Annotated in this window: 20 protein-coding genes; 12 read left to right on the top strand and 8 right to left on the bottom strand. The window is 63.6% G+C overall.

Translation table 11 applies throughout. From position 1 onward, the window contains the following. Positions 1–36 precede the first annotated feature (36 nt). Complete coding sequence (locus ACYVL5_RS06905) at positions 37–723, bottom strand: transglycosylase SLT domain-containing protein (RefSeq protein ID WP_460594918.1); 687 nt, start codon at positions 721–723, stop codon at positions 37–39. A gap of 226 nt (positions 724–949) precedes the next feature. Next, positions 950–2,140 carry a tryptophan synthase subunit beta gene (gene trpB / locus ACYVL5_RS06900; RefSeq protein ID WP_460594819.1) on the bottom strand — a complete coding sequence of 397 codons (1,191 nt, stop codon included), beginning with the start codon at positions 2,138–2,140 and terminating at the stop codon, positions 950–952. A gap of 175 nt (positions 2,141–2,315) precedes the next feature. Here trpB and ACYVL5_RS06895 point away from each other — a divergent pair, with 175 nt between their 5' ends. After that, entirely contained in the window at positions 2,316–2,792 is a 477-nt protein-coding gene (locus ACYVL5_RS06895; RefSeq protein WP_460594818.1) for a tRNA (cytidine(34)-2'-O)-methyltransferase, read from the top strand. Positions 2,793–3,015: 223 nt separating this feature from the next. Here ACYVL5_RS06895 and ACYVL5_RS06890 read toward each other — a convergent pair whose 3' ends face one another. Further along, positions 3,016–5,589 (bottom strand): protease pro-enzyme activation domain-containing protein, encoded by a 2,574-nt coding sequence (locus tag ACYVL5_RS06890; protein ID WP_460594817.1) that lies wholly within the window; start codon positions 5,587–5,589, stop codon positions 3,016–3,018. 445 nt (positions 5,590–6,034) lie between these two features. Next, entirely contained in the window at positions 6,035–6,571 is a 537-nt protein-coding gene (locus ACYVL5_RS06885; protein ID WP_460594816.1) for a nitroreductase family protein, read from the bottom strand. Between the two features lie 184 nt (positions 6,572–6,755). Here ACYVL5_RS06885 and ACYVL5_RS06880 point away from each other — a divergent pair, with 184 nt between their 5' ends. The 3 genes from ACYVL5_RS06880 (at position 6,756) to ACYVL5_RS06870 (ending at position 10,540) form a co-directional block, all read left to right on the top strand. Continuing rightward, positions 6,756–7,265, top strand: coding sequence for a hotdog domain-containing protein (locus tag ACYVL5_RS06880; protein ID WP_460594815.1), 510 nt, complete (start codon positions 6,756–6,758; stop codon positions 7,263–7,265). 273 nt (positions 7,266–7,538) lie between these two features. Beyond that, positions 7,539–8,723 carry a PAS domain-containing protein gene (locus ACYVL5_RS06875; protein WP_460594814.1) on the top strand — a complete coding sequence of 395 codons (1,185 nt, stop codon included), beginning with the start codon at positions 7,539–7,541 and terminating at the stop codon, positions 8,721–8,723. Between the two features lie 350 nt (positions 8,724–9,073). Then, positions 9,074–10,540, top strand: coding sequence for a hypothetical protein (locus ACYVL5_RS06870; protein ID WP_460594813.1), 1,467 nt, complete (start codon positions 9,074–9,076; stop codon positions 10,538–10,540). Between the two features lie 105 nt (positions 10,541–10,645). Here the strand turns inward: ACYVL5_RS06870 and ACYVL5_RS06865 are convergent, their stop codons facing one another. Further along, the gene (locus ACYVL5_RS06865; RefSeq protein WP_460594812.1) at positions 10,646–10,957 is read right to left on the bottom strand and encodes a hypothetical protein; all 312 of its coding nucleotides are present in this window, start codon (positions 10,955–10,957) and stop codon (positions 10,646–10,648) included. A 5-nt stretch (positions 10,958–10,962) separates the two neighbouring features. After that, positions 10,963–11,298: a hypothetical protein gene (locus tag ACYVL5_RS06860; RefSeq protein WP_460594811.1), complete on the bottom strand. Its 336-nt coding sequence runs from the start codon at positions 11,296–11,298 to the stop codon at positions 10,963–10,965. Positions 11,299–11,584: 286 nt separating this feature from the next. Between ACYVL5_RS06860 and ACYVL5_RS06855 the strand changes: the two genes are divergently transcribed. The 8 genes from ACYVL5_RS06855 to ACYVL5_RS06820 all read left to right on the top strand — a co-directional run bounded on the left by ACYVL5_RS06855 (position 11,585) and on the right by ACYVL5_RS06820 (position 19,435). Next, positions 11,585–11,953: a roadblock/LC7 domain-containing protein gene (locus ACYVL5_RS06855; RefSeq protein ID WP_460594810.1), complete on the top strand. Its 369-nt coding sequence runs from the start codon at positions 11,585–11,587 to the stop codon at positions 11,951–11,953. 109 nt (positions 11,954–12,062) lie between these two features. Next, positions 12,063–12,812, top strand: coding sequence for an oxygen-binding di-iron domain-containing protein (locus tag ACYVL5_RS06850; RefSeq protein ID WP_460594809.1), 750 nt, complete (start codon positions 12,063–12,065; stop codon positions 12,810–12,812). Between the two features lie 4 nt (positions 12,813–12,816). Continuing rightward, positions 12,817–14,127 (top strand): HD-GYP domain-containing protein, encoded by a 1,311-nt coding sequence (locus ACYVL5_RS06845; RefSeq protein WP_460594808.1) that lies wholly within the window; start codon positions 12,817–12,819, stop codon positions 14,125–14,127. Then, a complete protein-coding gene (locus ACYVL5_RS06840; protein ID WP_460594807.1) occupies positions 14,124–15,923 on the top strand; it encodes a PAS domain-containing sensor histidine kinase in 1,800 nt (599 codons plus the stop codon). The genes ACYVL5_RS06845 and ACYVL5_RS06840 overlap by 4 nt, the downstream gene beginning before the upstream one ends. Continuing rightward, on the top strand, positions 15,920–16,837 hold the full coding sequence (locus tag ACYVL5_RS06835) for a response regulator (RefSeq protein ID WP_460594806.1): 918 nt from the start codon (positions 15,920–15,922) through the stop codon (positions 16,835–16,837). The genes ACYVL5_RS06840 and ACYVL5_RS06835 overlap by 4 nt, the downstream gene beginning before the upstream one ends. A 104-nt stretch (positions 16,838–16,941) precedes the next feature. Then, positions 16,942–17,748 (top strand): ParA family protein, encoded by an 807-nt coding sequence (locus tag ACYVL5_RS06830; RefSeq protein WP_460594805.1) that lies wholly within the window; start codon positions 16,942–16,944, stop codon positions 17,746–17,748. Further along, complete coding sequence (locus tag ACYVL5_RS06825) at positions 17,723–18,322, top strand: hypothetical protein (protein WP_460594804.1); 600 nt, start codon at positions 17,723–17,725, stop codon at positions 18,320–18,322. The genes ACYVL5_RS06830 and ACYVL5_RS06825 overlap by 26 nt, the downstream gene beginning before the upstream one ends. 18 nt (positions 18,323–18,340) lie before the next feature. Then, on the top strand, positions 18,341–19,435 hold the full coding sequence (locus tag ACYVL5_RS06820; protein ID WP_460594803.1) for a response regulator: 1,095 nt from the start codon (positions 18,341–18,343) through the stop codon (positions 19,433–19,435). 211 nt (positions 19,436–19,646) lie between these two features. On the opposite strand, the gene ACYVL5_RS06815 is transcribed toward ACYVL5_RS06820, so the two are convergent. Both ACYVL5_RS06815 and ACYVL5_RS06810 read right to left on the bottom strand, forming a co-directional pair. Beyond that, positions 19,647–21,854: a tetratricopeptide repeat protein gene (locus tag ACYVL5_RS06815; RefSeq protein WP_460594802.1), complete on the bottom strand. Its 2,208-nt coding sequence runs from the start codon at positions 21,852–21,854 to the stop codon at positions 19,647–19,649. Between the two features lie 365 nt (positions 21,855–22,219). After that, on the bottom strand, positions 22,220–22,960 hold the full coding sequence (locus ACYVL5_RS06810; protein ID WP_460594917.1) for a succinate dehydrogenase/fumarate reductase iron-sulfur subunit: 741 nt from the start codon (positions 22,958–22,960) through the stop codon (positions 22,220–22,222). Position 22,961 lies beyond the last annotated feature (1 nt).

Genomic DNA, 22,961 nt, shown 5'->3' with positions numbered 1-22,961 from the left:
TATAGCACAACAGGTCAGGAAACGACAGCAGTAGCATCACTGGTAGTTGACGGCAACTCTCTGATACGACTGCTTCTCCATCTCCTTCAGAATTTCAGCCCGGAAACGTTTCCGCATCCGGTCGTAGGCCTTGGCGGCGGGGCCGGCTCCACAGTAGTAGCGCTTGGCCCGGGACAGATTCCCTTTCGCCATGTCGAGCTTTTCGTAAAGCTCATGTACCGCGGCGTCGGCACACTTCTCGTCATCTCTCATCTCGCCCGGCAGATAGCCGTGGCTGATGGCCCTCTCGGGCATCAATTGCCAAACGCCCATGGCCCCTTTGGAAGATACTGCACGGCTGGATAGCTTGTGTCCGCCTGTCTCGGCCAGGGCTATTTCGGCGAGATCCAGCGGGGTGAACTTGGTTCCTTCCGTCTTCTGGTAGCAGATCTCCGCCAGCCATTTGGCCCGCTGCGGCGTGGTGCGCCGAGCGAAGGTCGCCGAAATGGCCGGCACCATGTTCTTTCTTTCTTCCGTTTTGGCATCTTTCGATGCCTCCTTAGCAGTCCCCGGGGAAGAACCGGACTGCTCCTCCTCTTTCTCTTTCTTCCCGCCTGCCTGCAGAACACGATCCGATTCCGTGTTCCCCGGTTTTACCGGAACCTGCGCCTGCTGCAGGTGGGACTGGTCGCACGAGGTGTTGAACAACAACACCGTGGCCAGCAGAATAACAAGTTTTTTCATAGGTGACAGTTTTGATGGCTTTTGCCGGCTTTGGGGGTAAACCTTGAGGTCGGTGGAAGCCTGCGCCAATCATCTCCTTTCTTGAGGATGGGTTGCCGTCAACATGAGGCACCAAGTGTAGCCAATCCTCATAAGATTGCAAGTTTCGAATTATAATTAATTAACCCTGCCAATAAAAAAGGAGACCGTACGACGGTCCCCTTCCCCGAAACTACCCGAATTTTATTTAAAGCTGTACCCCCATGACGTCTGCGACGGTGTGGATGTCCTTGTCTCCACGGCCGGACAGGCAGACTACGATGGTCTGGTCGGCAGAGAGAGTGGGGGCCAGACGCAAAGCATGGGCGACAGCGTGAGAAGATTCCAGAGCGGGGATGATCCCTTCTTCCCTGGTGAGTTCCTGGAAAGCGGCCAACGCTTCGTCGTCGGTGACCGAGACGTAGCTCGCGCGGCCGATTTCCTTCAAGTACGAATGCTCGGGTCCCACGCCGGGGTAATCGAGGCCGGCGGAGATCGAGTGGGCGTGGGCGATCTGCCCGAATTCGTCCTGCAGGAGGTAGGTCTTGTTGCCGTGCAATACGCCGACGCTCCCGGCGGAAAGGGGGGCGGCGTGCTTGCCGGATTCGATGCCGTAACCGGCGGCTTCGACGCCGACCATCTGCACGTTGGCGTCGTCGCGGAAGGCGTGGAAGAGCCCGATGGCGTTACTCCCGCCACCGACGGCGGCCACCAGGTAGTCGGGGAGCTTCCCTTCCACCTCAAGGTGCTGGGCGCGGGCCTCGTCGCCGATGATGGCCTGGAAGTCGCGCACCATCAGCGGGTACGGGTGCGGACCGGCCACGGTGCCGATGATGTAGAAGGTGTTGTCGATGTAGGTCACCCAGTTGCGCATCGCCTCGTTCATGGCGTCTTTGAGGGTGGCGGTACCCGAGTTGACCGGGATCACCTTGGCCCCCAGCAGCTTCATCCGGAAGACGTTCAGCGACTGGCGCCGGATGTCCTCCTCACCCATGAAGACCTCGCACTCCATACCGAAGAGGGCGGCGACGGTGGCGGTGGCCACCCCGTGCTGGCCGGCGCCGGTCTCGGCGATGACCCGCTTTTTCCCCATCCTCTTGGCCAAAAGCGCCTGCCCGATGGTGTTGTTGACCTTGTGGGCACCGGTGTGGTTCAGGTCCTCGCGCTTGAGGTAGATCTTGGCCCCGCCAAGCTTACGGGACAGCTTTTCGGCATAGTACAGGGGGTTCGGCCTTCCCACATACTGGCGCAGGTAGTAGGCGAACTCTTCCTTGAACTCCGGGTCGTTCCGGTAGTGGTTGTAAGCCTGTTCGAGCTCGAGAAGCGCCGGCATCAGCGTCTCAGAGACGTATCTACCCCCGAACGGGCCAAAGTGTCCGTTGTGGTCTGGCTGGGTCAAAAAAAGCCTCCGGTACTGTTTGGGAAGGGTGCATCATAGCTTATACGTCGATAAATTGCAAGCTTAGCCTCTCTTTCCCTCTGTCATCGGCAGGTTACGGCGTTTCTCTTTGCCTTTGAGAGGCGTTTGCGGTACATACAAGGGTTGTCCTTAATCCAGTCCGCGGGAGCCTTCTATGGCATTGGAAAAGCCCTTTCACATTGTTCTGGTGGAGCCTGAGATTCCACCCAACACCGGTAACATTGCCAGACTGTGCGGCGCCACCGGGACCTATCTCCACCTGGTGGGAAAGCTCGGCTTCTCGACCGACGACCGCTACCTCAAAAGGGCCGGGCTCGACTACTGGAGCGAGGTGGAGATCGATTACTGGCCGGATCTTTCCTCGCTGCAGGAGGCGAACCCCGGGGCGCGTTTCGTCTACACCAGCAAGAAGGCGCCGCAGAGTTACCTGAACTTTTCGTTTAAGCCGGGGGATTTCATCGTGTTCGGGAAGGAGACCAAGGGGCTTCCGGAGGAGCTGATCGATGCGAACCCGGAGACTTCGGTGCGGATTCCCATCATCGGGAAGGTGCGAAGCCTCAACCTCTCCACCTCCGCCGGGATCGTCCTTTACGAGGCGCTCCGGCAGACGGGGGTTTTAGAGGCGGAATAGAATGAGAAAGCCCCCTCGGCTTGCATGGCCGAGGGGGCTTTTTTTATCTTGGCAGCCTACCTCTCCTTCTCGCGCCACCCCATCATCACCCCTGCCCCTCTCCGCCAGCGGGGGCGAGGCGATGTTCCCTCTCTACCCTCGCCCCCCTTGGGGAGAGGGTGGCCGAAGGCCGGGTGAGGGAAGATCTTCACCAACTCCCAGCACTTCCGACGCCCGCTCTCCCCTACCTCACCGTGATCGCCACGTCGTCCAGGTACATGTTATACCCCCCCGCGCTGATACCGAGGAAACCGAACATGAAGTTCTTGCCGACGTAGGGGGTGAGGTCCACGTTGACCTGGGACCACCCGGCGGTGCCGGCGTAGCGGGAGACCGCGGAGCCGACCTTGGTCCAGCTGCTCCCGTTGGTGGTCACCTGGGCCTGGACCTTGTCGCCGTAGGTCGAGCGGCCGGTGTCGTGGTACATCCAGAACGACAGCGTCGCCCCCTTGGCGGTGGCCGGGATGGAATAGACGACGTTGTTGAACATCCGGACCTGGTTGCCGCCGGGCGCGCTGTAGGAGTTGAACATCGACATGGTGGTGCCGGAGTGCGGGGTCGCGGCCGGGCTGCTGCCGCTATTGAGGATGTACCACCTCCCGGCGGTCCCGCTCACCGAGACGGCGTACCAGCTGTCGGTGAAGCTCGAGCTGAAGAGGGTCGCCGACTGGATCGTTACCGGGACGGTGGCCGAGTGCACGAGCGATCCCGCGGTGGCGGTCACGGTGATGCTCTTCGTCCCGGTGGCGGCGCTCGCGGAAGCGGTCAGCGTCAGCGTCGAGCTCCCGGTGCCGGGGGAGGCGATGGTGGCCGGCGAGAAGCTCGCGGTGACGCCGCTGGGAAGTCCCGAGACGCTCAGGGTGACGGCCGAGGCGAACCCGGTCCCCCCGGTGGTGGTCACCTTGAGGCTGCCGGAGCCCCCCTGCACGATGGCGGCGGGGGAAGCCGCACCCAGGGAGAAATCGGGCGTCGTGACGGCAGCCCCCCCCCAGTTGGCCACCAGCGCGGCGGCGTCTACCGAACCGAGACCGGTCGCGAGGTCGTAGCCGGTCCCCGACGAATAGCCGGAGACCCCGGGGACGCTGTTGTTGCTGGTGGTCACGTCGTGGAAGACCTTGGCGCCCCCGGAGCCGTACTGGTTGTTCCCCAGCACGTAGAGCTGCGGATTGGCGTTACCCTGCCGCCCCCCCTTCTGCACCACCAGGGCCATCACCCCGGCAAAGGCGGGTGAGGAAGCCGAGGTCCCCCCGACCGCACCGAGCGAGCCGTTGGAGTAGATCAGGTAGCCGTCGTGTCCGGCGGCGGTGAGGGCCACGTCGGGGACGTCGCGTTTGCCGTCCTGCGGCACGCCGGGAGCCGCCTGCCAAGTCGGTTTGGCATAGACCCGCGAAACGCCGCCCCCGGTTGCCCACAGCCCGCTCCCTCCCGAGACGGTGCCGCTTTCGTTCCACGCCGACTCCGGGATGTAGCCGGTGGCCGAGGTCATGTCGGTGGAGCTGACCGAGTTCCAGTAGCTCCCGCTCGCGTCGTTGAACTGGGTCCCCCCCACCGCGATGTTGTACGGAGTGGAGGCAAGGCCGTTGACCGCCTGGCCGGAGCCGGAGGTGACGGAAGCGCTGCTGCACCCCGCCGCCCCGGAATCGCCCGAGGCAACCAGGACGGTGATCCCCTGCGAGGCGGCCTGCGCCCAGAGGTTGTTGTAGAAGGCGTTCTCGGTGCTCCCCATGTCCGATTCGCAGCTCCCGAAGCTCACGGTCATTACCGGCGCCAGGTTGTTGGCCACGATGTACTGTGCGGAGAGGTCGACCCCGTCGGTGCTGTTGGTGGACTTGGAGGTGACGAACTTGATGGTGGCGTTTCTGGCCACCGCGCCGGCCCACTCGACGTCGAGGTCGGCCTCGGTGTCCTCGGAAGCCCCCAGGTCACCCGGGTCGGCTCCGTTCACGATGATCTGCGCAGTGTTGGCGGGAAGCCCCATCTTGGAACGGAAGGTGGTCCAGTTGCTGGTAGAGGGATGGGTGCGGCCGACGATGGCGATGCTCTGGCCGGTGCCGTCCACCCCGCCGGTGTAGAGCGGCTTGACGTTGTAGATGGTGGCGAAGTCACCGGGGGCGACGTAATGGTTCGACCCGGAGGTGTAGTTGGGAACCGCCTGCGGCGAAGCGAAGGCCTTGAGGCCGTTGTTCTTGGGCTGGCGGGGGATGTTGTGGAGGGTGACCACCCCCGACACCAGGTCGGCCAGCCCGCGCGGGATGGAGGGATCGGTCGCGTTGGCGTGGAACACCCGGTTGCCGTCGGTGAAGGTGTTCATCCTGGTCTTGAAGGTGACCTCCACCTGGTTGACGGTGCCGGAGAAGTTGATCCAGGTCCTGCTTTTACCGACCTCCTCGACGGTGAAGCCGTGCGAGGTCAGCCAGTCGGCCACCGCCTTCACATCCTCGGCCGAGGGCCCGAACTGGGCGCCGAACTGGTCCGGGGTGAGCCAGTGGTGGTAATTGGGGGAGGAGGGATCCTTCTGTTCCTTGAGAAACTTCTGCAGGGCGGGCTGCTTGGCGGCCGGGACCTGGAGCGAGAGGATCATGTGCTCCATCGGGAGGTTGACCGGGGCCAGCGAAACCTTGGCCCTTCCCTGGGGCGAACGGGCGAGCGGATGGGTGTTGCCGGTCAGCACCACGGTGTCGTTATCGTCGATGAAGCGCCCGGCCAGGGCCTGGGTGGCCCCGGCCAGGAGGGAAACAAGGCATATCATGGCAACCATAAAGCGTCTTCCCTGCATGGCATGCTCCTTATGTAATGCGTTACCGAACGTTTGGTCGGATCGGCTATCCTTTCGGGAAATCGAGGGGAAACTTTAGGCGCATTCCCCAGCGCCCCCCCGAAAGCGGGTGGGGAGGCGGGGTGCAAAAGTGGGCCCAAGCTCAGGAAGGGTTAAGGGGTTGAATGCGCGGAGAAGAGGAACGGGACGGGAGGCGAAGCGCTGTGCAGCGGGTGAACAGCTGTAGCAATCTTGAACAGGGGAAAGGAGGAGACGCGCAAGCGCAACCAAACGGGTGGAAATGCCGGGGAGGGCACTGAAGGGAGGGGAGTGGCACCAGGCGGAGCGTGAAGGCCAGGGTACTGGAGGGAAAAGGGGACTGGCACCCGCTGGAGGGGAAAGGAAAGGAACGGGGACTGGCACCGGGGCGGAGCCAGTCCCCTGAGGGTCAGCGGTCCCAGCGGGGGGCGTAGCCGTTGTGTCGGACCTTGTCGTACTGGAGGGCGTCGGCGGAGAGCGGCTTGCGGCTTCCGGCCGGGTGGCCGATGGCGATCATGCACTCGACCTTGACGTGATCGGGGATGCCGAGGAGATCCTGGATGTACGCCTCGGAGGTCGTCTCCTTGTCGCGCTGCCGTTTGCGGATCTGGATCCAGCAGCTCCCCAGTCCCAGCGACTGGGCGGTCATCTGCACGAGGATCGCCGCAATCGAGCAGTCCTCGACCCAGACGTCGCTCTTGGTGCTGTCGGCGCAGATCACCACCGCCAGCGGCGCCCCCTTCAGAAACGACGATCCGTGCTGCTTCGCGGTGGCGAGCTGCCCGATCAGCTCGCGGTCGTCGACCACCACGAACTCCCACGGATTGATCCCCCGCGAGGTGGGGGCGCGCAGCAGGGCCTCCACCAGGGTTTCCACTGTCTCAGCATCGACCGGCTGTTCGGTGAAGGCGCGCATGCTGCGCCGTTTGCGTATCAGCTCTATCAAAGGTTCACCTCCATTGAGTGAGAATTCGGGCATGATAGCCGTCAAAGCAGGCAAGGTAAAGGGGTTGAGAAAGATTTTCTTTCTTGAAGGTCTTTATTTCCGAAGCAAAGTCTGCTACGGTAGCGCCGGTGATCCACGTGAACGTAAGGGTCAAGTAACGATCTTGATGGGAGGAACTCCAGCCGTGTCCAATTCCAACATTGCCAAGGTTTCCCAGCTTTCCCGCCCGGCGGTCGATCTCAGCGGCGAAGAGGGGTGGATCCATTTCGACGCCCCTTCCCTGGTGGGAGAATCGCTCAGGTTCGTCTCGGGTGATCCCGAGGGAAACCGCTTCCGCGCCCGCTACTACCGTGACAGCGAACAGCACCTGCACGCCCGCATCTGGTTCGGCCCCGAGACCGGTGGCCCTCCCGGCCACGCCCACGGCGGCGCGGTGGCGGCGGTGATGGACGAGGCGCTCGGCCTGGCCGCCTGGGCCGCCGGCTACCCGATCGTGGTGGGAAATCTCAACGTGAGCTTCAAGAACATGCTCCCGCTGGAGGAGGTGGTCACCCTCGAAAGCCGGGTGGTTTCCGCCCAGGGGCGCAAGGTGATGGTGCACGGCCGCCTCTTCCGCGGCGAGACCACCTACGCCGAAGCCGAGTGTCTCTGCATCACGCTTCCCGCCGACAGGCTCCCAAAGAAAACGAAGTAGGGATTCAAACCCCATCCTCACCCTGTCCCTCCCCTTGAAGGGGAGGGTACCTATACCGCACTTGGCCGGGAAGGGAGCGGGTACCCGCTCCCGCTTGCACTCCCGCTCATCCGCCCCGCTCATCCGCACCCCTCAGGCTCCCCGCCTGCCCTCCCCGACCTATTCAGTAAACATTTATTTACCGTGCGAAATCTGCTACTCTTGCGCGGTCGTCACCCCAGGCGGTACGAGGCCGCCAGATGGGTAACATCCACCTCCTTCCCGGAGTCGTCCATGCACCAGTACGATCAGATGTCCCGGTACGAGCTCATCAAGGAGATCGAGGCGCTCAAGCGCAAGAACAGCCTCCTCCAGGTGACTCAGAGTGTGGCCTTGAGAGAGAGCGAGGCCCGCTACCGCCGCATGATCGAAACGGCCAACGAAGGGATCATGGTCACCGACCCCAAGGGAGCCATCAGCTTCGTCAACACGAAGATGGCCCTCATGCTGGGGTATCATCCCCACGAGATAGTCGGCAGGTATATCTTCGATCTCATGGAAGAGGAATGGGCGAGGCGCTGCCAGGAAAAAATCTCCCACCGGCGCAAGGTCGGCAAAGAGCAGTTCGAATTCTGCCTCCAAAGCAAGGAAGGGTACCGGGTCTGGTGCCACGTCGCCATCTCCCCGATCTACGGCGACGACGAGGTCTTCCAGGGATCCTTCGCCATGGTGACCGACATCACCGACCGGAAAAAGGCGGAGGACGCGCTGAAGACCAGCGAGGAGCGTTACCGCGCCATGGTCGAGTCGCTGCCGGGGCTGAGCTACATCTGCTCGGCCGATTACCGCATCGAATTCCTCAACGAGCGTTTCAAGGGGCTCCTGGGGCGCGACGCCACCGGGGAGCCATGCTACCAGGCGCTCCACGAGCTCTCCGAGATCTGTCCGTGGTGTGTCAACCAACGGGTGGCCGCGGGCGAGACGGTGACCTGGGAGGTGCAAAGCCCCAAGGACGGCCACTGGTACCACATCACCAACAGCCCCATCTATAACCGCGACGGAACCGTCTCCAAGCACGCCATCATCAACGACATCACCGACATCAAGCTGATGGAGACCGAGCTCGGCGCCCGCACGAGCATGCTCGAACAGGCGGAGTTGCAGGGATCGTTCGGGAGCTGGCAGTGGGAGGCGGCAAGCGGCATCCTCACCCTCTCCCGGCAGGCGGCCGGCCTCGTCGGCTCCCCCTGCGGCACCTTGGCATGGGAGGAATTCCTGGCGCTGATCCATGACGGCGATCGCCCGCAGGTGGAAACGGCCATGCGCGAACCGGTTACCCCGGGAACAAAGATGGAACTCCTCTTCCGTCTCGTACAGCCCAAAGCCGCCGAAATCTCCCTGCGCATGCTCGGGGAGCCGATGCTCGACCCGGAACAAAAGCCGCTTGGGCTCTGCGGTCTCCTCTTGCGCGCCGGATAGCGGCACCCCGTCACTCCCTTCCTCCCGTCACCCCCTTCCTCCCGTCACCCCCTTCCTCCCGTCACTCCCTTCCTCCCGTCACGCCTCCCTCTCGTCAATTCCTCCCTCTCGCCACTGCCACCCCGCGCGTCCCGTCACCACAGTTTCCCCTTCGGTAACGCCACTTCCCTCCCGTCAACGCCAGCTCCCGCTTTCGTCCCCGCCAACTCCCGCCGGCTCGTCGCCTCCCCCCCTCCAGCTGCCCCGCCGCCCTTGTCACCTCTGCAAAGCCCGCTATAATAAACTTTAACATTTTCCAATTTAATTAACCTGCAGCGCACCTTGCACCTCCCCATCCAAAGGAGCCGGCCGTGAACTTCGAAGGGTACAAGGCCATCGTGGCAGTGGTGCTCGCCTCCCTCACCTGCCTCTTCTATCTCATCTGGTTCTTCATCCCCCCCATCCGCCTGGTCTGGCGCTGCCTCTCCCGCGAGGAGAACCTCCCGCTCCTCAACACCCTCAAGGCCTGCCGCGAGTCGGCCCTTCCGCTGAAGCCCGCCATCTTCCGCAAACAGATGCGCCTTTGGCTGGAGCTCCGCCTGCTGCACCCCCGTCCCCGCCGGGAGCCCAACTGGCGGCTCGACCCGCGCACGAGGCGTTACCAGCTGACCTTCGACGAGGAGGCGTACCGGACGGAGCTCGCCGAGTGGCGCCGCTCACTCAAGGCGAAGTTCGCCGCCCTCAAGATCAAGGAGAAGGAGCCGGTCATCGAGGTGGCCGACGTCTTCCGGCTCAACGACGAGGTGACCAAGAACGGGATCAAGGAGTACCTGCTGGCGGTCGCCCAGCTGAACCTCTCGCTGGACGAGGAGGCCTCCTTCCTCTGCAGCGTCAGGATCAACGAGGGATACCTCCTTCCCCTGAACCTCCTGGCCGGGCTGATGTCGCGCTTCGACGACGACTGGGAGCCGACCATCTCCAGTTACCACCGGATGGCGGAGAAAAGCTTCAGCTGCCTGCAGATGTCCACCTTCGACCTGTGGCTATTGTGGGGGCCGAGCGTCCCGATCTGCACCTGCGATCAGTGGAGCGGCCCGATCACCCTCCAGTACGGCTATGGAGACGAGAACAATTCGGTGCGGGTACGGGTCAAGGACCAGTCAAAGGAGCTGCTGCTGGCCGAGCTGAGGAAAGCGACCGCCTCCCGCGGCGGCGCCCCCCACCCCGCCCTGCACGCCAGCGTGACCGGGAAGCTCTGGCCCCCCAGCAGCTTCTACCAGGGGGGGATCTGCGGCGCCCAGCAGGAGCTTCTCAACCCGGACCGCGAGGCCTTCATCCTGGAGTACGAGGGGCACAGCGTGAGCGGTAGCGCCGGGGCCGGGCAGTTCTACACCGCCTACGTCTGGGCGCTTTTTGCCGTGGGGAGGGAGAAGGAACCGGCCGTCGAAGAGATCCGCAAGGAGCCGTGGCTGCACGTCATCCCGTTCTTCGAGCACGCGAACATCGTGGACGAGCGGTGCTACCGGATGGCCAAGGTGCAGCTCGCGCACAAGGTGATGAATTACCTGAGGGAAAACGAGGGTGGGGTGGGGACTGCGCCGGTGAGGCTTTGGTACCTCTGCGCCCTGGACGATCCGGGGAGCGGACACGCGCTGGAGATCCCCCCCAAGGGGAGGACCATCCTCGCCGAACTGGAGGAGCTGGCCGGGCGCCCCGATTACCGGAAGGAGCGGGAAAGGATGGCCCTGGCCGACCACTACCTGAGCCGCGAGCTCTCCGGCTGTCACCTGTCCGGCGCCATCAGGGAACTCTTCAGGACCATCGAGGAGAGGGAATAGATTTGAGACGGCCCGCAGGGGGCAGCCACGACACGAAGGCAGCCGCGGCACGGGGGAGCTGCCGCAGGAACGGGGCGGCTGCCGCATGAAGGCTACCGCCCGGGCTCACTCCTCCCGGTCGAGCCCGTCCATCTTCCGGCGCAGCCAGAGCTGGCAGACCATGTCCACCACGATGAAGCCGGTGACGGTCAGCAGCAGCGACGGCCTCGGGTTGAAGTAGAAGAGGCAGTTGAGAAACATGTAGGAGCCGACCACGGCGGCCAACAGCGAGCGGACGGTGCGGGTGGCCGCTTCCTCGGCCTCCTCTCCCCCGTTGGTGAGCCTGACGAGCAGGGGTGCCGCGTGGTAGCCGATCGAGGCATCCAGCAGGGTGAGCACGAAATTGACGACGAAAAGATGCGGCAGGTACCTTTCCACGCGGACTATCTCCCCTCCTCGCTCAAAAGCTTCTTTACCAGCGCCACCAGCACTCCCACCATGATGAGAAACGCTGTGTCCTGCAGCGAATTCCAGTACCGGAACTGGCTGTCCGAATAGCTGTAGTAATCCGACACCACCCGGGCGATGCCGGAGGCCACCGCGATCGCCACCGCCCCCCAGCGCCCCGCCCCCCAGGCGACCATGAAGATCGGGATGACGTAGAAGATCAAGATCGAATAGTCACCGGTCAGAAAGTCGATGTATCCCAGCCCGACCACCATCACTAAGGCGGCCAGCATCAGGAGCCAGGCCGGCATCCGGTCGATCCGCTGCAGCATGTCTTCCCCCTCGACACCTCCCGCACCTCGAGCCTCCACGGTCGCCGTGGAAGCGGCAGCGGGACGGCACCGGTACGAGATGGATTCCCAGAGAGGAACATATACCTACTAAAGCTCGTTCTGTCTATGAGAATCAAGAGACTGTCATAGAGTCCCCACCTTCTGTCTGCGACGGGAAGAAAGATGTCATACGCGAATTTTCGCTTCCCTTTCGATATGCCTTGTGGTACAAAAGGATCGTATTTATCCCATTACCGGTTATCACGGCACGTCATGAGGAGGTTTTATGTCCCGCATCGAAGGGTTGAACAATGCTCTTAACAGCCTGCAAGCCAGTTCGAGCGATATCGAGGCTTGCGCTATCGTCTCCGAAGATGGGCTCATCATCGCCAGCCTGCTTCCGCAGGGTGTCGAGGAGGAGCGGGTAGCCGCCATGAGCGCCGCCATGCTTTCGATGGGCGAGCGGATCGCCATCGAGCTCAAGCGCGGCGAGCTGGAGCAGCTCTACGTGAAGGGGAAAAACGGCTACTTCATCGGCATGCACGCCGGCGAGCACGCGGTGCTGATCGCCCTGGCCAGAAAGGACGCCAAGCTCGGGCTGATCTTCTTCGACCTCAACAAGGCGGCCGAAACCACCAAGGGGATCCTCCAGTGACCCTCAACCGGCATCTCCCCCCCCAGTACCCGAACGCTGAAAAGCATGAACTTCCGGGCAGGATCATTCTCCCGACCAACGAACTCGCCACGCGCTAAAAGGAATAGACATGATCAAACTCTTCGAAAATGGTACCCACAAGAACGTCTTCGTGAACAACCTCTCCACCGGTCAGATGGTGCAGGCGAACCAGCACCTGATCATCAACAACGGTGAGGGTATCATCCTCGATCCCGGCGGCCACAAGATCTACACCAAGCTCTTCGCCATGCTCTCCAGCGAAATGAAGCAAAACGGGCTGAAGCACATCTTCTTCTCCCACCAGGACCCGGACATCATCGCCGCCGCCAACGGCTGGCTGATGGTCACCGACGCCCAGGCCCACCTCTCCGGCCTCTGGATGCGTTTCATCCCCCACTTCGGCGTCGACGAGATGGTGGTGACCAGGATCAAGCCGATCCCCGACGAGGGGGAGATCATCACCCTGGGCGGGGCCCAGCTCATGTTCCTCCCGGCCCACTTCCTCCATTCCTCGGGGAATTTCCACGTGTACGACCCGACCTCCAAGATCCTCTACACCGGCGATCTCGGGGCCTCGCTCGGCAACGACTACACCTTCGTGGAGGACTTCGACTCCCACATCCAGTACATGGAGGGGTTCCACCGGCGCTACCTCGCCACCGGCAAGGCGCTCAGGATGTGGGCCAACACGGTCAGGAAACTGGACATCGAGATGATCGCTCCCCAGCACGGCGCGATGTTCCCCAACCGCGAGCTCGCCCACAAGTTCATCGACTGGGCCGAGACCCTCACCTGCGGCGTCGACCTCATGGGCGACTGCTACCCCATCCCGGCCTGATCCGATGCAAAATGGCGGCGCCTTTCAGATAACCGGGCTCGTCTACGGACTCTCCTCTGCCCTCGACCTGGTGAGCCAGTCGCTCGTCAACCATCACCGCGAGGTCTTCAGCTTCGCGATCAAGATCGCCGACGCCTTCCCCATCTCCGACCACGACAAGGGCCAGATCTGCATTGCGGCCCTCTTGCACGACATCGGGGTGGTGGCCTTTCACGGGGCCATCACCCCGGAAACCAACGACGCCGAACTAAACGACCACGCCGAGCTTGGTCACCGCCTGCTGCGGGACTTCACCCCCTTTTCCCCCGCCGCCCGCATGATCCGTCATCACCACAAGAGCGCGCTGCAGCTCAAAGAAGAGGAGCCTGAGGAGCTCATCAGGCTGGGAGCCGGCATCGTCCACCTGGCCGACGCCATCGCCCAGCGGCTCGACGCCGGCCATTGCCTTCTCAACCAGTGCCAGCAGCTGCGCGGATGGGCGGCCGGCAACCCCTCCGGAGTCTTCATTCCCGAGGTGGTGGAGGCCTTTCTCCAGCAGTCGAACAAGGAATTCTTCTGGTTCGACGCCAAGTTCGCCACCGTCTCCCAGTTGGGGGGGGAGAGCGCGCTGTCGGGGGCGAGCGTTGCGCTGGATCTCGAAGGCCTTAAGGAGCTCTCCGCCGTCTTCGGCAGGATCATCGACTACCGCAGCCGCCACACCGCGGCCCACTCCCGAAGCGTCGCCGAGGTGGCCGGCGCCCTGGCCCAGAAGGCCGGCTTCTCCGACGGCGACTGCTGCCGGATGCAGGCGGCCGGCAACCTCCATGACCTCGGGAAGCTGGCCCTGCCGGTCTCCATCCTCGACAAGCCGGGGGCGCTGGCACCCGAGGAGCGCAACCTGGTCAAGAGCCACCCCTACCACACCTACCGGATCCTCAAGGAGATCCCGGGACTGGGAGATATCCCGGCCTGGGCCGCGCTGCACCACGAGGTGGCCGACGGCACCGGCTATCCCTTTCATCTCAAGGGGGACGAGATCCCGCTGGGGGCGAGGATCGTGGCGGTGGCGGACAACTTCGCCGCCTTGAGCGAACATCGCCCCTACCGGCTCGGGATGGAGCGCCAGCCCTGCCTCGAGCTCCTGGAGACCTCGGCCAGGGCGGGAAAGCTGGACGCCTCGCTGGTCGCCCTGGTGGCCGAGAACTACGACGAGTTGAACGAACTCACCCACTCGGCGCTCAGCAAGGGACAGCAGGAGTACCAGAAAATCCTCAAGGAATCCCTCTACTGGCCCCGGATCACCGCCGGCGCCACCAGGACCGGAGCCCACCCATGAACCTCTCACACCTAGGCGTTGGCGGCGGATTCGAGAGTCGCGAGAACTGGCAGCGGCTAAAGCTCGACCCCGACAGCGTGGTGGTCGGCGGCAGCGGGCCGCTGCTCCCCGTGATGGACGGCACCCCGTTCTTCCAGATGCTGACCGGGCCAAGCCGCAAGGACTTTCTCCGCATGATCCCCAAAGGCGAGGACACCCCGGGGGGCGGGATCCTGCTCGCCACCGACGGGACCATGATCGAGGTGCTGGTCACCCCCTCCCCGGCCGGTTACAACCTCTACTACCGCCGGCCGGTGGAAAAGCGCGGCTCCTTCCAGCGGCTGGAGTTCTTCTACCGCCACTTCGTCACCTCCCAGATCGGTATCTGCATCACCGATCCCAAGGGGAACATCGTGGACGCCAACCCCTACTTCCTCAGCTTCTACGGCTACACGCTCGACGAGCTGGTCGGCCAGAACCCGAGGATCCTCAAGTCCGGCCGCCAGTCCCCCGAGGCCTACAAGGAGATGTGGCTTAAGATCAGCGACCCCGCCGTCCAGCACTGGACCGGCGAGATGATCAACCGCAGGAAAAACGCCGAGGAGGTCATCGTCGCCCTCACCATCTCGGCGGTGCGTAACGCCGCCGGGGTGCTCATGGGCTTCGTCGCCTCCACCCTGGACGTGACCGCCAGGAAGCAGATGGAGAAGGAGCTCCGCGCGAGCAACGAAGAGCTTTTGGAGTTGAACCGCCTGAAGACCGACCTGATGGCGATCACCTCCCACGACCTGAAATCCCCCCTGCACGCCATCATCAGCCGCGCCCGCATGCTGATCGAGCTCGGCGAGGAGTTCCCGGCCGGCAAACGCCAGGACGCCCTGACGAAGATCGTGGAGTCCGGGGAGAAGATGACCACCTTCATCGGCGAGCTTTTGGACCTCGAGAAGATGGAGGCCGGCCGCTACCAGCTGAACTCCGCCCGCGTGCACCTGGACACCGTGTTGCAGGGGTGCGTGGACACGAACCTTCCGACCGCCACCGAGAAGGGGATCGTGCTGGCCCTGAAGCAGCGGGGAGCGAGCGGGCCGTTGCGGGCCGACTTCCTGAAGCTCGAGCAGGCCTTCAACAACATCATCTCCAACGCCATCCGCTACACCCCGCGGGGCGGGACCATCACGGTGACCTTCACCGAGCATCCGGGGAGGCCCAAGCGGGTGGAGATCACCGACACCGGCCCGGGGATCCCGGAGAAGGACCTCCCCTTCATCTTCGACCGCTACTACCAGGCGCGGGTCAAGGGGGGAATCGCCGCCCGGGTCTTCGGCGCGGGGCTGGGCTTAAGCATCGTGAAGAAGATCATGGACCTCCACGACGGCAAGGTCTGGGTCACCAACGGCAAGAACGGCGGCTGCACCTTCACCCTGGAATTCCCCGAGGTGCGCCGCGCGGTCTCCGGGCAGGACCTGGCCGCCATGATCATCGACCCGCAGCAGGAGATCTACGGCTGGCTGGAGGCGCCCCTCAAGAAGGCCGGTGTCTCCTGCTTCATGGCCAGAAACGTCTTCGAGGCGAAGAGGATCGCCGGCCGGGAACGCCCGGAGCTGCTCTTCGCCGCCGACCAGGAGCTTCCCGAGCAGTTGCGAAGCTTCGTGGCCGGGCTAAACGACAGCAAGCGCCGCATCTCGGTCGCCACCACCCCGCACGCCCCCCCGGAGGGGCTTTACCATCACCAACTGCTGACCCCGGTCATCGACATCGAGCTGTTCGAGCTGGTTGACGACCTCTTGAGCGAACTGGGGGCCCCGGAGGACCCATGAACCACCTGATTCTGACCATCGATGACGACGACAGCACCCACGAGGTGCTCGGGCAGTACCTGGAGCTGGCCGGCTACCGGGTGAGCCACGCCTGGAACGGCGCCCAGGGGCTCGACGAGATCGCCAGGGAGACCCCCGACCTGGTGCTCCTCGACGTGCAGATGCCGGAACTGGACGGCTTCCAGACCATCGAGAAGATCCGCCAGGACCCGGCCATGGCCGACGTGCCGGTCCTCTTTCTCACCAGCCTCGACCGCTCCAACCTGAAGATCAAGGGGCTGGAGATGGGAGCCGACGACTACATGGTAAAGCCGTTCGTGCGCGCCGAGGTGCTGGCGCGGGTCAAGGCCGCCTTGAGACGAAGCGCCCGGGCCAACACCCCGTCCGCCGCCCTCACCGGCGAGCTCGCCGCCGTCAGTATCGCCGAACTGTTGCAGACCATGGAGGCCGGGCGCCGGACCTGCACCATCACCTTTCCCGAGCTGCAGGGGACCATCTACCTGGAGAACGGGGTGGTGGTTCACAGCGTCCAGGGGGCCTTTACCGGGACCCAGGCGCTGCAGAGGATGTTCTTCCTGGAGCGGGGGAAGTTCAAGCTGACCCTGGACGAGATCCCCCCGGAGATCCCCCGCGCCCCCTCCCGTTCGAGCTATCTGGTACTCGACTGCCTCACCTACCTGGACGAGCTGGTGGCCATCCTGGGGAATAGCGCCGACCCCGCCTGCCAGGTGGTCGAAGTGAACGGTCCTCCCCCCTGGGTCCCGTTCGCGGTAGCCGCGAGGCTCCCCCTCCCCTGCCGCGATTTCCTGAGCCTCATCGAGGGGGACCTGAAGGAGAACGCGGAGAAGCTGAGAGAGGCCAAGGCCGCCGGAGCCATCGCCCTGAGATCCCCTCTCCCTCCGGGAGAGGGCTAGGGTGGAGGGAACCCTCCCTCTCCCTCCGGGAGAGGGTCAGGGTGAGGGAGAGGGGTAATGCCGGCAGGAGCCGTTACAACCGATAAATCTCAAGGAGATCCATTATGGGGAGAGTGATAACCATAGCCAGCCAGAAGGGGGGAGTCGGCAAGACCACCACCGTCCTCAACCTGGGCTACAGCCTGAGCAGGTTCGGCAACCGCGTCCTGCTTTTGGACTGTGACCCCCAGGGAGGGCTCACGTTGGCCACCAACCTTAAAAAGCGCACCGACCTCGGGCTGATCAACCAGCTCATGGGGGGAAAGGGGCTTTCCGACATCGTCATGCACACCAAGGACCCGAACCTGGCGGTGGCCGGGATCGGGAGGCTCGATCCCGAGGACGTCTTCATGCTCGACGAGTTCGCCAAGGACGGGCGGCTGACCGCCGGCGTCCGGGAGATCGCGGCAGGGTTCGACTATCTCCTGATCGACGCCCCGGCGGGCGTGGGAGGGCTGGTCACCTCCCTTCTTTTGGCGAGCGACGCCGTCATCCCGGTGGTCCTCTGCCGGGCGCTGGCCATCAAGAGCCTGCCGCTTCTTTTGAACCTGGTCCGCTGGGTGCGGGATCACCACAACCCCGGGCTGTCCATCGAGGGGGTCCTCATGACCATGTTCGACCAGAACAACGAGACCGAGCGGGAGTTGGGGAGCGAGTTCCGCGCCTCGCTGCCGCCGGAGCTCTTTTTCCGCAACACCATTCCGTACCTTGCCACCTTCGAAAAGGCGAGCGTCCGGTCGTTGCCGGTGGCCTTGCTTGCCGAGGGGCAGCAAGGGGCCAAGTGCTACATGGATCTCGCCCTGGAGCTCAAGGAGCGGGAAATCGCGAGACAGACGGGGGTGAGCGATGAGCTTGTTGCAGGGCTGTTCTGAGCTTCAGGAGACCGCGCGCCTGGTAGAGGAGCTGATGGGGCTGCGGGCAGCCCCCCGCCCGGCCGCGCCCGCCGCGCCCGCCGCACCCGCCGCACCCGCCGCCGCGCCGGCTTCCCCGTCCGACAGGTCCGACCCGTCCGACCGGTCCGACGCCCCGCCGGCCGCGCCGGTCATCGAGCTTGAAGAAGAGGCCATCCCGCAGTTCGCCTACCGCGGCGACAGGCTTCAGTACATCCTCACCTCGCTCTGCAAGCGCGGTGACTTCATCGGTGCCGTGGTGGCCGACCACAAGGGGCTTCCGCTGGCCGACTTCAACTCCCCGGTCGGGGGCGACATCCTCGCCGCCTTCACCTCGGTCCTCGGCAACGCCCTCGAGCGCGGAGCCATGCTGCTCGGGGAGAGCGGCGCCGACATCATCTCGATGGACATCAACTACACCGACAAGGTGGTCCTGCGCCGTTTCGCCGTGCGGGGGGAACCCTACTTCCTGATGGTGGTCTGCGCGCAGTCGGTCGAGGAGCGGACCGAGCTCGAGCTTTCGATCGAACAGCTGATTGCTGCACTTTCCGAATAAAGGAGTTACCGGAAACCCATGATCCTCCTCGTTGATGACGACGAACTCGTCCTGGAAGTCTGCTCCGCCAGCCTGGCCGAAGCCGGCTACGAGACCATCACCTTCAATTCGCCCCTGGCGGCCCTTCCCTACCTCGAGCAGGCCGAACCGGAGCTGATCGTATCCGACCTGATGATGCCGGACATGGACGGCTTCGGCTTTCGGGAAGCCTTCCTGGAAAGGTTTCCCGCCCGCCACACCCCCTTCCTCTTCCTCTCCTCGATGTCCGATCCGGACATCATCATCGAGGGGCTGGAGCGGGGGGCGGACGACTTCCTGCTGAAGCCGATCGACCACCGCGTGTTCGCCGCCAAGGTGAAGAGCGTCCTCAAGAAGAAGAGCGGCAGCGGGCAGGCCTTCCGGGGCGACCTGGCCCAGTTCCCCCTCCCGAAGGTGATGCGTTTTTGCGAGCTGAAGGGTATCACGGGCGGGATCGAGATCAGCGGCGAGGGGGTGAACGTCACCCTGCGTTGCCGGTCCGGCAACTTCGAGCTCGAAAAGCAGGGGCGGTCGACGGCCCTCGAGAAGGTGATGGGGCTCTCGTCGGGGAGATTCACCATCCTCGTCGACCCGGTCGACTACACCGAGCTGGGGAGGATGGAGATGCCGGCCGGCCGTAACCAGGCCCCCGCCAGTCCCGAGGTCCCCACCGGCGCCCTCTCCGGGGTGCGGGTACGCGACCGCCTGTTCCAGGTGCAAAGCGAGTATGTGGAACCGGGCCAGCAGATCGTCACCCTGGTCATTTTGGACGGCAAGGTCCGGCTCAAGCGCGGCACCCCCGCCGCCCTTTCCCTGGGGCGCAGCGTCCTGCAGCAGCTCCTCGAGGAGCAGCACGTGGCGGTGGAGAAGGAGATCCAGGAAAAGCTCAACGAGAAGATCGAAGAGAAGAACCAGGCCGAGCCGAACGCCAAGCAGCGGTTCAACAAACTCCTCGAAGACGGGCTCGACCACTACCGCCAGGGAGAGCACGAGAAGGCGCTCGCCGTATGGGAGGAAGCCGCGCTCCTCAACCCCGGCGACAAGCTGATCGAGACCAACCTGAAGATAGTCAGGAAAAAGCTCGGCTTGGGGTAACTTTTAACCTGATTGGCGAGTAATTAAAAGAAAAGGCCGAGCTTCCTGATGGAAACTCGGCCTTTCGTTTTGAATCCTCTCCCCAAGGAGAGGTTGCTGCCTTACCTATACCCTCGCCCCCCTAGGGGGAGAGGGTGGCCGAAGGCCGGACTTACTATACCCTCGCCCCCCTAGGGGGAGAGGGTGGCCGAAGGCCGGGTGAGGGCAGGTTTTACCGCTTGCTATACGCCTCGACCAGCAGCCCTTCCAGCTCGCGTATCATCCCCTCGTCCCCGAAGATCGCCGGCGAAGCCTCGTTGATCTTAGCGCTGATGCGCGAGCGGAGATCCCGATCGCTGGCGATGGCGACCGCTTTCTCGACGTAGGCCGCGGTGCTCTCCACCACGCAGTCGTCGATCCCCATCCGGCGGTAGAGGCTCAGCGTCAGGCGCCCGCGCATGAAGGCGCCGGGGAGAGTGACCACCGGGGTGCCGACCGCGAAGGCGTCAAAACTGGTCACTCCGCCGCTGACATGAAGCGTGTCGAGCACCACGTCCACGAGCCTGGTGAGCTCCAGGTAGTCTCCATAGGGAAGCCGCAGGATGAAGAGCACCCGGGAGAGATCCACGCCGGCCCCCTTGAGCCTTTCCAGGATGAGCTCGTTCCACTGCTGCACCTCCCGCTGGAAGATCACCAGCACGGCCTCCGGGTCCTTCTTGAGGATCTCGGCGAAGATCGTGTCCATGTCGGGGTGGATCTTGAAGAGAGACTGGCTGCAGAGGTAGAGATGCGTCCCCTCCTGCAGGTCGAAGTCGGCGCGGGTCCGGGCGGTCCTGAGTGCCGAAGGGCGCTCCACGAAGAGGTAGGTGCTCTTCTCGCTCAGGCAGAGAAGCTTCTCGCTGTAGTTAGCCGCCGCGTCGGCGGGCTCGCAGCCGGCCTGAGACACGAAGTAGTCGATGTTGGGGATGGCGGTAGAGACCGGATGCCCGCAAAGGGCGACCTGGACCGGTGCGAGGCGTCCGAAGGCCAGGAAGTAACTAAGCGGCTCCATCCCGATGTCGCCGTAGACCAGCATGTCGAGCTTGGCATCCGCCACGAGCTTCTGGGCGACGTTCAGCACCATCGGGACCGCGATCGCCTCCACGTTCTCGAGGACCCCGGCGGTCACCTGGTCCTGGCGGCCGAAGGTGGAGATCACCACCACCTCGAAACGGTCGCGGGAGATCCTTCTGATCAGCTCCAAAAGGAAGTGCCCGAGCGGATGGTCGAAGAGGTAGTTGGAGAAGAAGCCGATCCGGATCTTCCCGCCGGGGGCGGGAGTGTCGGCGAGGGTGGCGCAGTGGCTCGCGAGGAAGTTCAGCTGCGGGCAGCTCGCCTGGAAGAAGTCGGCCAGCTGTTTCATCAGCGGGAGATCGTTCATGCCGTGGAAGGCAAGATAGAACGGGGTGATGCCGACCTCGCGCACCGGATCGATCATGCGGGGATTGATCTTGGCCATCTCGACCAGGTCCCGCCGCATCCGCTCCCGGCAGTGTTCGATCTCCTCGACCGAGGCGGGTACCGGAGGCATTACCAGGGCATGCTTGACCCAGACCCCGGTAGTGGTGCCGAGCTTCAGTGCGTTTTCGAAGGCGACCAGGGCCGCACGCCAGTTTCCTGCCAGGTTGAGGACGGTCCCCATGTTGGAATGGGCGAAGGCGAGAGTCTCGTCGAGCTCGACCGCCCGCTGGAAGTGCGGAAGCGCGTCGAAGACCTTGCCGACGTTAAGCAGGGCCGAGCCCAGGTTGTTGTGCAGCTTGGCGTGCCCTTCGAAGATGTTGAGCGCCTGCCGGTAGTGGTCGATGGCCTCGAAGTCGCGTCCGAGGTCCTGGCAGAGGACACCGTACGTGTAAAGGCTTAACCAGTGCTCGGGATCGATGCGGAGGGCGGTTTTGAGAGCCTCCTCCGCATCGTCATACTGTTTGAGATCGTGCAGCAGGTCGCCGAGACGGAAGTGCGCCTCCACGGCGCGATGATCGATGGCGGTGGCGATCACGTACCAGCCGCGGGCCGCGTTGACCTGTCGCGCCTTCTTGTACCCGTCACCGGCGGCCAGGGCGGCCTTGATGAGCTCCGTGCAGGTTTCATGGTCGACGACCGAGATGATATCGAGAGAGATCTCGTTGGGATGCGGCATCCCTTCGAGGTACGGGATGGTATCGCCCACCCGCTCCTGTTGAACGAGCGCGGTGCAGAGTAAAAAGATGGCCGCGGGGCTTTCGTCACCGGAATCGACCAGGTTCTGGTACATCTTGCGTGCGGACTCCAGGTCGCCTTGGATGTGGAGGGAGATGGCCGACTGGAGATCTCCTCCTTTACCCTTTTTGGGAGACTCCTTTTGGGGAGACTCATTTTTGGGGGACTCCGCTTTGGTCGAATCCCTCCTGAACCACTTGAGCATGCTACCTCCGCCGTCTCAGTCATTGAACCAGCATCACAGATACTACCAGCCCGTCATCAATAGCAGACAACAGAGATAATTTCCACTTCAAACTAGGATCGACACCACATCCACCAGCCCCTCGTCCGCCGGTAGATGTTGGCCGAAGGCCGTACTCACTATACCCTCGCCCCTTTAGGGGAGAGGGTGGCCGAAGGCCGGGTGAGGGAGGTTTTTGTCCGACCTCTGCCCTCACCCCCGCCCCTCTCCCCCAGGTGGGGGCGAGGGGAGAAGTTAAAAAGGGGCGAGGGGGTACAGATACAAAAAAAGGGCGGAAGGTTTCCCCCCCGCCCTTTCCTTCATTACCCGCGAAATGCGGCACCGGACTACTTGAACAGTGCCTTCTGGTACTCGCGGTTGAGCCTGGCGATGAACTTCACGCTGATCCCTTTCGGGCAGGCTGCCTGGCACTCGTAGTGGTTGGAGCAGTTGCCGAAGCCGTTCTCCTGGAGAGCGTCCACCATGTTGCAGACGCGCTTGGCGGCTTCAGCCTGGCCCTGCGGGAGCTCGGCCAGCTGGGCCACCTTGGCGGAGGTGTACAGCATGGCGGAGCCGTTCGGGCAGGCGGCTACGCAGGCGCCGCAGCCGATGCACTCGGCGGCGTCCATGGCGTAGTCGGCGGACGGTTTCGGCACCAGGATGGCGTTACCATCGGCAACCCCGCCGGTGTGGGCGGAGGTGTAGCCACCGGCCTGCGAGATCCGGTCGAGGGCGGTACGGTCGACGATCAGGTCCCTCTGGATCGGGAAGGCCTTGGCCTTCCAGGGCTCGATGTAGATGGTGTCGCCGTCCTTGAAGTTCCTCATGTGCAGCTGGCAGACGGTGGTACGCTCCTGGCCGCCGTGCGGGATGCCGTTGATGACCTGGGAGCACATGCCGCAGATACCTTCGCGGCAGTCGTGGTCGAAGGCGATCGGGTCGCCGCCGCTCTTGATCAGCTGCTCGTTGACTTCGTCAAGCATCTCGAGGAAGGACTGGTCGGGGCTTACGTTCTTGGCTTCGTACTGCTCCAGTTTGCCCGGCTCATTCGGCCCCTTCTGGCGCCATACATGTAATACAAGGTTCATT

The organism is Geomonas sp. Red276, from assembly GCF_054784495.1.
This window is presented reverse-complemented; position numbering and strand designations above follow the sequence as displayed.